The organism is Methylobacterium sp. Leaf99, assembly GCF_001422375.1.
Taxonomy (GTDB): domain Bacteria; phylum Pseudomonadota; class Alphaproteobacteria; order Rhizobiales; family Beijerinckiaceae; genus Methylobacterium.
Window position 1 is genome coordinate 51,604 of sequence record NZ_LMMU01000004.1, and the last position, 9,376, is coordinate 60,979.

Consider the following 9,376-nt stretch of genomic DNA (forward strand, 5'->3'; position numbering starts at 1 on the left):
GCTCCGTCACGCGCCCGCGCGGGCGGCCTTGTAGAAGTCCTTCCAGCCGTCCCGCTCCTTGACCACGGTCTCCAGGTATTCGCGCCAGACGATGGCGTCCTGCACCGGGTCCTTCACCACCGCCCCGGTGATCCCGGAGACGAGGTCCCGGGCCGAGAGGCGGCCGTCGCCGAAATGCGCCGCGAGCGCCAGCCCGCTGCCGACGACGCTGATCGCCTCCGCCGTCGAGAGGGTGCCGGAGGGCTGCTTCACCCGGGCCTTGCCGTCCGCCGTCACGCCTTCGCGCAACTCCCGGAAGATCGTGACCACGCGGCGGATCTCGTCGGCGCCCGGCGGCTCGGCCGGGATCTCGAAGGCGCGGCCGAGGGCCGCCACCCGGCTCTCCACGATCGCGACCTCGGCCTCGATCGTGGCCGGCGGCGGCAGCACCACGGTGTTGAAGCGGCGCTTGAGCGCGCTCGACAGTTCGTTGACGCCGCGGTCCCGGTTGTTCGCCGTGGCGATGAGGTTGAACCCCTTCCGGGCCGAGACCTCCGCGTTGAGTTCCGGGATCGGCAGCGTCTTCTCCGACAGGACGGTGATGAAGCTGTCCTGCGTCTCGGAGGGGATGCGGGTCAGCTCCTCGACGCGGGCGATGCGGCCCTCCTCCATGGCCCGCATGATCGGCGAGGCGACCACCGCCTCGCGGCTTGGGCCCTTGGCGAGCAGGAGGGCGTAGTTCCAGCCGTAGCGGATCGCCTCCTCGCTCGTGCCCGCCGTGCCCTGCACGATGAGGCGCGAGGTGCCGCAGATGGCGGCCGCCAGATGCTCGCTGACCCAGCTCTTGGCGGTACCGGGCACGCCGAGCAGCAGCAGCGCCCGGTCGGTGGCGAGCGTCGCCACCGCGATCTCCATCAGACGCCGGTCGCCGATGTATTTCGGGGTCACGGCGAAGCCGGAATCGAGGATGCCGCCCATGAGGTAGGTGACGACGCTCTGCGGGGACATCCGCCAGTTCGGCGGACGCGGCCGGTCGTCGGCCGCTTTCAGGGCCGCGATTTCCTCCGCGAAGGCATCCTCGGCGGCCTGGCGCATCTGCGCGGTCTTCTCTCCGTTGCGCGACGTCATCCTCGGGTACTCTCCCCTGTGGCGGTCACCGGCTGGAAATCGCGTCGCATCGCGGCGCGCAGCGCCAGCGTCTCGGCGAGCGTCGTGAGTTGATTGTGCAGGCGCTCGCCCTCCGCCTCGTCCGAGCGCGCCAGGATGGCGGCGGCGGCGGACGCGGCGGCGTCGCTCGGCGCGAGCCGCTCGGCGAGGCGTTCGACGATCCAGCCCTTGGCGAGATCCTTGCGCAGGCTGTCCGAGCCGCGGCTCACGAGGGCGAGCCAGTCGAGGAGTGCGGCGCTGAACGGCGCGGAGAAGTGCTCCGGCCCGCGGGCGAGCAGGGCCAGCACCGTCTCGATCCGGCGATCCCGGATCTGATCGGCGACCCGCGCTTCCCACTCCGCGCCGGGCAGGAGGTCGAGGGCCTGTGCCCAGAGGCCCAGGAGCGGGTTGGTTCGGCGCACGCCCTTGATCTTCTCGGCATAGGCCTCGGCCAGTACGTCGGCGGCGGCGTGCGTCCAGGCGGGGTCGCGCGTGCGCTGGATCGTCGAGAACAGCCCGTCGACGATGGGCTCCGACCACTCGCTGCGCAGGGCCAGCTCGATCCAGAGGCGTGGCGGATGCTCGACGAAGGCGTGGAGCGGCGCGCGCGCCAGGATACCCCGCAGCAGGGCCGCCCGGGTGCCGCCGCCGCGGCTTTCCCAGGTGTTCGCCGCCACGCCGTCGCGGGCGAGGTCGGAGCTTTCCTTCGGCAGGGTGACGACGAGGGTGTCCGTCGTACCGCCGAGGAGCCGGCGCTTGCCCTCGATGCGCAGCGCCGCCCGCGCCCGCTCCGCCATGCGGGCGGCGTAGCGCGAACCGGCCAGGCGCGGCAGCAGGCGCTGCGCCGCCAGCCGGACGCCGCCGCCGCGGTCGTCGAGGCAGGCTTCGAGGAAGGGCTCGTCGGCCTGGGACAGCCGGGTCTCCAGGGCTTCCACCAGAGCCTCGCGCAAGTCGGCCTTCTCCTTGCGGAAGTCGGGCTCCAGGGCGGCGCGCGCGGCCTCCGGGTCGTGGGCGCGGAAGGCCGCGAAGGCGGCGCGGCGCTCGCCCAGGGTGCCCTCGGTCCAGTCCGCGGGCCCCTCGGCGGCCTCGGCGGCGCCCTCGCCGCAGGCGCGGGCGAGCCAGGCGAGTTCCGGGCCGGCGACCCAGTCGACCGCCTCGGGCAGGGTGTCGCGGTGTGGGGCCAGGGCCTGAAGCAGCCAGACGGGCGCGCGCATTCCGGCCGCTGCGGCCAGCGCACACCATTCTTCCAGGCGCCTGCGGGCGGCGTGGCCGCCGACGAGGAAGCCGTAGAGCCGCGTGGCGGCCGCCGGCGGGCATTCGAGCCCCGAAGCCTCCCGCGGCTCCGCCGGTACCAGCGCCTCGGGACCCAGTCCCGCCCCGGCGCGGTGGAGAGCGCCGTGCGCCGCGAGCCGCGCCAGCAGGGCGCCGCCCGCATCGGTCTCGGCGATGAAGTCCGCCAGGGGCCCGGGCGCGGCGGGCGGTGCGCGCTCGGCCCCGAGCAGTGCGGCGGCGAGCACCGGCTCCCAGCCGTCGCCGGCAGTCAGGGGCGCGGCCTCCGTCATCAGGCCACACGCAGCAGGATCGGCCGCGGGTCCTGCGCCGGGACCGCGTAGAGCCGACCCTCCGCCACGAGGGCGAGGGGAACGAGCCCGTGGCCGTCGTAAAGGCCGAACAGGTCGACCGGGCGGCCCGCCGCCACGGCGATGAGGCTTGGCAGGCGCGGATCGCCCCGGAGCGCGAGGCAGCCGGTCGCGTCCCCCGCCCCGAAGGCCGTGGTCCCTCCCTGGCTTGCAGAGAGGCGCCCGAGCCGCACGCCCGCGAGCCGGACCGGCCAGCGCTCGGTCCAGGGTGCCCGTGCCAACACCGCCGCGAAGGCCTCGTGCGCCGCCGCGACGGTTCCCCCGCCCGGCAGGCTCGCCCATGCCGCCGGCCCGGCCCGGCCGTCGCGGAACGTCGCGCGCAGGGGCGGATCGCCCGGCTGGAAGGCGAGCGCACCGGAAAAATCCTGGCCGGCGGAGGGGGCCGCCGGCAGGGGCGAGCCCGTGGTGCCATGATCGAGCACCTGCGCCAGGGCGCCGGTACCGCGGCCGGCGAGCCAGACCGAGCGGGCGGTGAGCTGGTCTTCCTCCTCGACGCTGTGGGCGAGCACCGCCCAGGCGTCGGCCTGGTCCGGCCGGCCCGCCATCTCCTCGGCGGTGACCGGATAGCCGACCGCCGCACGAACCCCCGCCGCCTGCTCGGGGTCGAGGGCGTCGAGGCGGCGCGCGGCCCGAACCAGCAGGGCGAGCCGGCCGAGGCCGAGGCCGAGAGCCGCCTCGGGTCGCGGCGCTCCGGGCTGGGCCGCGGCGGCGAGGAGGCCCGGCAGGGTCCGAACCCGACGGGCGAGGCCCGGCGCCTGCCCATCCACGAGGCGGCCGGCCATACGGTCCCAGAAGGTGTACGGCTCGCCCCGCGCGCTTGCGAGGCCACGCCGCATCAGGTCACGCAGCCAGAGGTCGAGTTCATCGAGAGCCGCCGCGACCCGGTCTTCGCGGGCCTGCCGGCGCCGGGCCTGGGCCCGCGCGTCGACGGGCTTGGTGGGCCCCTGCGCCCGCGTCTCGGCGGCGGCGCGGCTCTCCCGGCCCTTCGCCCAGGCCTCGACCCAATCGGGCGGGGCGGCCTCGGCGAGCGGGGCGGACGCATCCGCCAGCATCAGCCCGAGGGCGTGCTTGCACGGGAACTTGCGGCTCGGGCAGGTGCATTTCGAGGCCGGCCTGGCGAGGTCCGCCACCGTGCGGTAGGGGCTCGCGCCGCTGCCCTTGATCTCGCCCCAGATCACCATCCCGGCTCGGCCGAGGCCGCTCCACCTGGTCGGCTTCGCCTGATCCTGACCTGCCTTGCGGCTGGACGCGTCGGGGGCGAGATCGAGAATCTGGGCGGCTGTCAAAGTCATGCGTCAGGGCGGCCGATAAGTCATCGATCGAATCTGCAGGTGGCCCAAGCTAGCGACTTTTGCTGGCCGGACAAGATTGACGACTGGGGATTTATTGGGCCTCCTTATCAATTCCGATTCGGCATGACCATACCGTTCTGTATAGTCATCCTGAGCGAACTTGCTCCTAGCCTCGCGCGTCTGGTCTGATCCTCTCGGTCGATCTCCTCTCGGTCGATCTCCTCTCGGTCGATCTCCTCTCGGTCGATCTCCTCTCGGTCGATCTCCTCTCGGTCGATCTCCTCTCGGTCGATCTCCCCTCGGTCGATCTCCCCTCGGTCGATCTCCCCTCGGTCGATCTCCCCTCGGTCGATCTCACTTGGCCTCAATTCACTTTCGGCTCGCTGGGCGGAACAGGTCCGATATTCGGTTGGCAGGAGCGAGGCGGGTGACGTCGCAGTCCGTCCGGCCCAGGGAGGGCATCGCCTTCGTGGCGCCAGCCTGCTTGCGAGAGGCCCCGGCGGCGTATCGACTGCTACGAAAGGCGGCCACGACCGCCTCGTCCTCCGGTGACGGCACCGGCAAACGCGAGCCCGTCGAATCGGTGCGCCGGGCGGCGACCGAGGTGCGCTGCCTGCACCTGCGGGAGCTTGTGCGATACGAAGTTCTTCAAATGCACGCACACGAATAATCCCCGTTTGTCCTACGGGAATCATTCAAGACAAAATCGAAAGCAATGCCGGAGAAGCCGAGCTCTCAGCCGATAAAATCCGGCGTCAGCCGCTCCGAGAGATATCGGCTGATCTTCTTCAAATAGAGCTCCAGGCTCCGCGTCCGGGTTTCTGCCGCTTCCGCCCGGGCATGAGCACGCTGCGTAGCGAGCTCGGCCTCGCGGCGACTGAGCTCGGCCTCGCGGAGGCGCAGGTTCGCCTTGGCGAACGCCGCCATCGCATCCTCGGCCTGCCGTTGGAAGCTTGCCGCTTCCTCACGCGCACGCCTCAGCTCGGCCTGCATCTGAAGTCGCTCGCGCTGGGTCAGATGGATCAGGTCGAGGGACTGGGCCGAGATGTAGTCCGCGCGGGCGCGCAACGCCCGCATGGAGTCCACGGCGCGCTCGACGAGCTGCAGGGTCCGGGCGCCGTCGCATTCCTGGACATCCTCGAATCCGTAGAGAACCAGCGCCGTCGACGCGTCCGTCTCGCGGATGTCCGGAAGATGGAGGATGGTGCTCTTGTCGGGGATGTTCGGCAAGGCGCGGAGGGCCATGGCGCGGACTATGCGACGGAGGATTGGATCGGGTCGGGCTGACCGGGCTCCCGCGTCGCCCGTGTGAAGCCCGCCACCACGGCCTCATGCAGGCGGGCGAGCCATTCCTCGGCCTCGCTCGCCCGTTTCTCCGCCAGTTCCGCGCGCGTTTCGGACTTGGCGAGTTTGCCTTCGAGGACCTGCTCCCGCTCGATGGCCTGAGCGACCGTCACGCGCAATTCCTTCTCCAACTCACTCGACCGCTCCTCGCTGATGCGGATCGCGGCGGTGGCCTCGTGGATGAGGTCGAGGGTCGAGGACCAGTTGCGGCGATCGGGGGCCGCCGCCTCGTCGACCTGAGGTGCGTCGGGAACGGGCTTCAAAGGGACCAGGTTCTCAACCGGCACCAGGACGGCGTCCGCCCGTCCCCGCATGAGCCAAGCGGCCGCGGACGTCGTCGGATGATCGCGCAGAGCGTTCTCGGTCATGGCCTTCCTTCCTCAAAATTTCGGTCCCCTGCCCATCCGTGGGATGGGCGGATCTTCTCGACCCGGCGTGAGGCTCAGGTGGTTTTCTCGGCCGGCATGAAGGGTCTGACGTTGCTCGGCTCGGGCGACGGAGCGGCCGGTGCCTCGGCCCGAAGGGTCGCCTCGTCGCTCGAGAATGAACGTGCCGTGCGCTTCAGCGCCTCGTGCTGCTTCTGAAGCGAGACGCGGCTCTCCCGCGCGATGTCGAGGGCGCCCTGAGCCATCTTGCGCTCGGATCGCTCGTGCTGGAGTTCCTCGACGAGGCGATGATTGACCGTCTCGAAGTCCGCTCGCTCGATCTCCTGCCGGTGGAGGAGTTGCTCAATCCGGTCCGACAGACTGGCGACCCGCCCCGTGGCCTGTTCGAGGGCCGCGTCCTTGGCGGCAATGGCCTTGGAGAACATCTCGCAGCGATGATCCAGTTCCGAGCGCGCGCGCTGCATCTCGAGGAACCGCTCCGTCTGACGAGCGAGGTCGGCCTGCACGCCTTCCAGGCGACGCTCGAGGGTCACCCGCTCGATGGAGGCTTCCTTGAAGCCCCGCTCCGCAGCCCGCCCCGCCTCGTCGCGCTCACGCAGCTGGTTGCGCAGCTGTTGCAGCATCTGGTCCGTTGCCAGGAGCCGTCCCGTGGCCGCCTCGAGCCGCATGGCGAGGCTGGCGCGCTCCGTCCGGTGCGCCACCATCTCCACCTCGGACTGGGCTTCGGCTTTCTGAGCGGCCGAGACGGTGTTCGCCAGTTGCTGTTCGAGGCTCCTCGTCAGGCTGCGGGCCGTATCCGCCTGAGTTTCGTGATCCTGCGAACGGGCCGTCAGCTCCGAGAGCTTGACCGCTTGTTCTTCGCTGAGGATCTGGAGGCGGTGATTGTCCTGCTCCAGAAGACCGCGTGCCTCTCGGACGTCCTGAAGCTCGCTCTCGGACCGAGCCAACGCCTGATCGAGGGACTTCGCCTCGATCCGAAGGGCCTTGCTCTCGCCGAGCAACGCACGGCTCTGCTCCGTCTCGGCAAAAAGCTGTCGTTCGAGATTTTCAGCGACCAGAGTCTTGTCGCGTAAACTCACGCGCAGCTCTTCGCCGGTCGCATCCCGGTCCTTCAGACTGGCTTCCAGGTGGTGAAGCTGGAGCGTTGTCGCCGAGTAGTCGTTCGAGACCTCTGCCAGGCGCTTCGAGATGTCCGCGAGTTCACGCCGCATGCTGGCGGCGCCTGCCTGCTCCAGGGTCAAAAGCGTCTCGACCTCGGATATCCGAATCTTCGCCTTGGGCAGTTCGTCTGTGATCGCAATGATCGGCTCGATTACGGAGGAGAAATCGCTCTGTAGCGATTTGAGATCCTCCAATCGATCGAGCATTTCGGAGATCCGAAAACGGACGATCTCATTCTGCTGACCAATGGTATCGAGTGAAAAATCTTTGATGCCAGAACTGGTACGAGAGTCGCCGCTGCTTTTGGAGATCAGATCCACAGGCATCGAATCATCGCTCGACGGGGTTCTGTTGGTCATGTCGTAATTCGAAGATTGAAGGCTTTTGGCTTCTTCGGTGGGCCTTGACCTAGTGAAATTAATCCAAGCCATTACACGAATGCCCATCGCTGCAGGTGATAGCAGCACTTCTCATCATCAGGTAATTGCAGCGCAGCCATTGCGTCAACATCGATCGGCATTGAAATGCACGAAATCTTAAGCTTTTGTCATTTCGGCATCACCCGTCCTGGCGAGGAGCGCAAAGGGGCAATAACATTTTCGTGATTTGGGGTGTGAGAATCCTTGAATACCAAGGGCGACATTTTCTGCCGTGCCGCCCGCCCCTGATTCACATGACGCTGCGAGGAAGAGTCTCTCGATCCTTGGTGTCATGTCTTCTGGCCTGCTCCGATCGGGAATTTCACTCCATGGAAGTGCTTCTCGCCGTTGGTCCAGCGGTGACGCGGCTCGGTCGGTCGATGCGCGATATCATTGCGGGCCCCGGCCGATGCCGGACGGTGCAGCGACGAGCACGTCAGGTGCGGGATGGTAGATCTGTGGCACGTAAGGGCCGTCGTCGAGCGAGGAGCGTGTGACGCCGCCTGCATCGCCTTACGCTGACGGGATCGTCGAACCCGGATACTTTCAGCCCATGCGCTGATCGGCAGCCGTGGTCCGCTGCCCGACCTTGGCGACGGTCTTCGGGTTGATCCCGTGGCACTTCGAGAGCGCCCTCCAGGCTCGCTTGCCTATGTTGGATCGCTTGACGGACCGGTTCAATCTTCGCGGCGCTGCCACGAAGAATTTGGCCCCCGACGCGTCCCTCCCCTCGAACGAAGGGATCGCGCGCCATCAAGCTCTGAAATCAAACATCGAACAAAAAGAAAATTCTTACGTCTGGAGGTCAGGCGTGGCGCTCCGGACCACCGATCCGGGCTCACGAGAGCGTGTACCGGCAGCGATACGCGCTGCCGATGGCGCTGGCGCCGCCCCATCCCGCGGAAGGATTGGTAAGGTAGAGGTGCGTTCCGCCGAGGGCGGCCGTACGCCGGCGAAGGGCATCCTGGAAATCCTGGTAACCCGAATCCAGCCGGTAGCCCGGCGTGAAGGGGGGAGCGCCGACGGGAGCGACGAACGCGCAGGCTGTCACCGCTGCGAGGTCCGTCACGATGGCCACGGGCGGGGGCTGGTTCTGGCCGGACACGCACCCTCCCAGGACGAGACCGAGGCAGGCAAGGGCCAGTCGGCTCAGGCGGCGGTGGGTGGGCTGAGTGGCGAGCATGGTGCGGCGCACGGGGTCTAGCGGAGGGGCGTGTCGCCAGCGCGGGGCGGCGCATCGGACGGGGGAGCGGATGCCATGACGGACGGGCCGGACTCTGCAGGGGTCGCCGGCGAGGACGGCAGCTCGAGCTGCGTGTATTGGGTCGGCGGGGCCGGCGCGGCCAGTTCGGCCTTCGCGCCCACCACGGGGGCGCCCCGATAGCGGTCGATCAGGCTGGTGGAGCTGGCGCTGTTCTTGAACTTCCACAGCTTGCGCTCGGCGCCCTCGATGACCAGCGAGTAGACGGCGAGTTCGATCGCCTCGCGGACGGCGAGCTGCGTCGGCTCGTTGCGCGAGAAGCCNTGAACTTCCACAGCTTGCGCTCGGCGCCCTCGATGACCAGCGAGTAGACGGCGAGTTCGATCGCCTCGCGGACGGCGAGCTGCGTCGGCTCGTTGCGCGAGAAGCCGGTCTCGCCTTCGAGGATGCGGTCGAGGGCCACGAATTTGTAGATGTTACCCGACAGCAGGACCGAGTAGATCGTCTTCGTCGTAGTGACGCTGAGCAGAACTTGCCCGCTCTGGACCGAGACCACGCGCATGGCCACGGTGACCATGTCGCGGCGGTACTTGGTGTCGAGGCCGATGCCGAGGTAGCGCGCGCCCAGGCCCCCCGTCACCGTATTGGCATCGTAGGCCAGGATGCCGCCCTCGACGATGAGGCCGGCGAAGCGCAGGGGCGGCAGCGGCTTGGCGTTGGTGCCCTCGAACTCCGTTCGCGTGGCGCGGATGAGCTGGCGCTCCTGAAGCAGCGACTGCAGGCCGCCGCGCTCGACCACGTTGAACCA

General features: G+C 68.9%; 8 protein-coding genes and 2 pseudogenes. All 10 read right to left on the reverse strand.

Going from position 1 to position 9,376, the window contains the following annotated elements; translation table 11 throughout:
* Window positions 1–6: 6 nt before the first annotated feature.
* Window positions 7–1,107, reverse strand: a complete 1,101-nt coding sequence (locus tag ASF28_RS10940) for an ATP-binding protein (protein ID WP_056092018.1) — start codon at window positions 1,105–1,107, stop codon at window positions 7–9.
* On the reverse strand, window positions 1,104–2,687 hold the full coding sequence (locus ASF28_RS10945; protein ID WP_056092020.1) for a DUF5691 domain-containing protein: 1,584 nt from the start codon (window positions 2,685–2,687) through the stop codon (window positions 1,104–1,106). The genes ASF28_RS10940 and ASF28_RS10945 overlap by 4 nt, the downstream gene beginning before the upstream one ends.
* Window positions 2,687–4,057, reverse strand: a complete 1,371-nt coding sequence (locus ASF28_RS10950) for an SWIM zinc finger family protein (protein WP_056092023.1) — start codon at window positions 4,055–4,057, stop codon at window positions 2,687–2,689. The genes ASF28_RS10945 and ASF28_RS10950 overlap by 1 nt, the downstream gene beginning before the upstream one ends.
* A 107-nt stretch (window positions 4,058–4,164) precedes the next feature.
* A complete protein-coding gene (locus tag ASF28_RS10955; protein ID WP_056092026.1) occupies window positions 4,165–4,425 on the reverse strand; it encodes a hypothetical protein in 261 nt (86 codons plus the stop codon).
* A gap of 367 nt (window positions 4,426–4,792) precedes the next feature.
* Window positions 4,793–5,302: a hypothetical protein gene (locus ASF28_RS10960; protein ID WP_056092029.1), complete on the reverse strand. Its 510-nt coding sequence runs from the start codon at window positions 5,300–5,302 to the stop codon at window positions 4,793–4,795.
* A gap of 8 nt (window positions 5,303–5,310) precedes the next feature.
* Window positions 5,311–5,769: a hypothetical protein gene (locus ASF28_RS10965; protein WP_056092032.1), complete on the reverse strand. Its 459-nt coding sequence runs from the start codon at window positions 5,767–5,769 to the stop codon at window positions 5,311–5,313.
* Between the two features lie 74 nt (window positions 5,770–5,843).
* On the reverse strand, window positions 5,844–7,307 hold the full coding sequence (locus ASF28_RS10970; RefSeq protein WP_157085552.1) for a chromosome partitioning protein ParA: 1,464 nt from the start codon (window positions 7,305–7,307) through the stop codon (window positions 5,844–5,846).
* 898 nt (window positions 7,308–8,205) lie between these two features.
* On the reverse strand, window positions 8,206–8,550 hold the full coding sequence (locus tag ASF28_RS10975; RefSeq protein ID WP_056092038.1) for a hypothetical protein: 345 nt from the start codon (window positions 8,548–8,550) through the stop codon (window positions 8,206–8,208).
* 17 nt (window positions 8,551–8,567) lie between these two features.
* A pseudogene (locus tag ASF28_RS23315) lies at window positions 8,568–8,891 on the reverse strand (hypothetical protein); the annotation flags it as partial.
* Between the two features lies 1 nt (window position 8,892).
* A pseudogene (locus tag ASF28_RS10980) lies at window positions 8,893–9,376 on the reverse strand (CsgG/HfaB family protein); the annotation flags it as partial.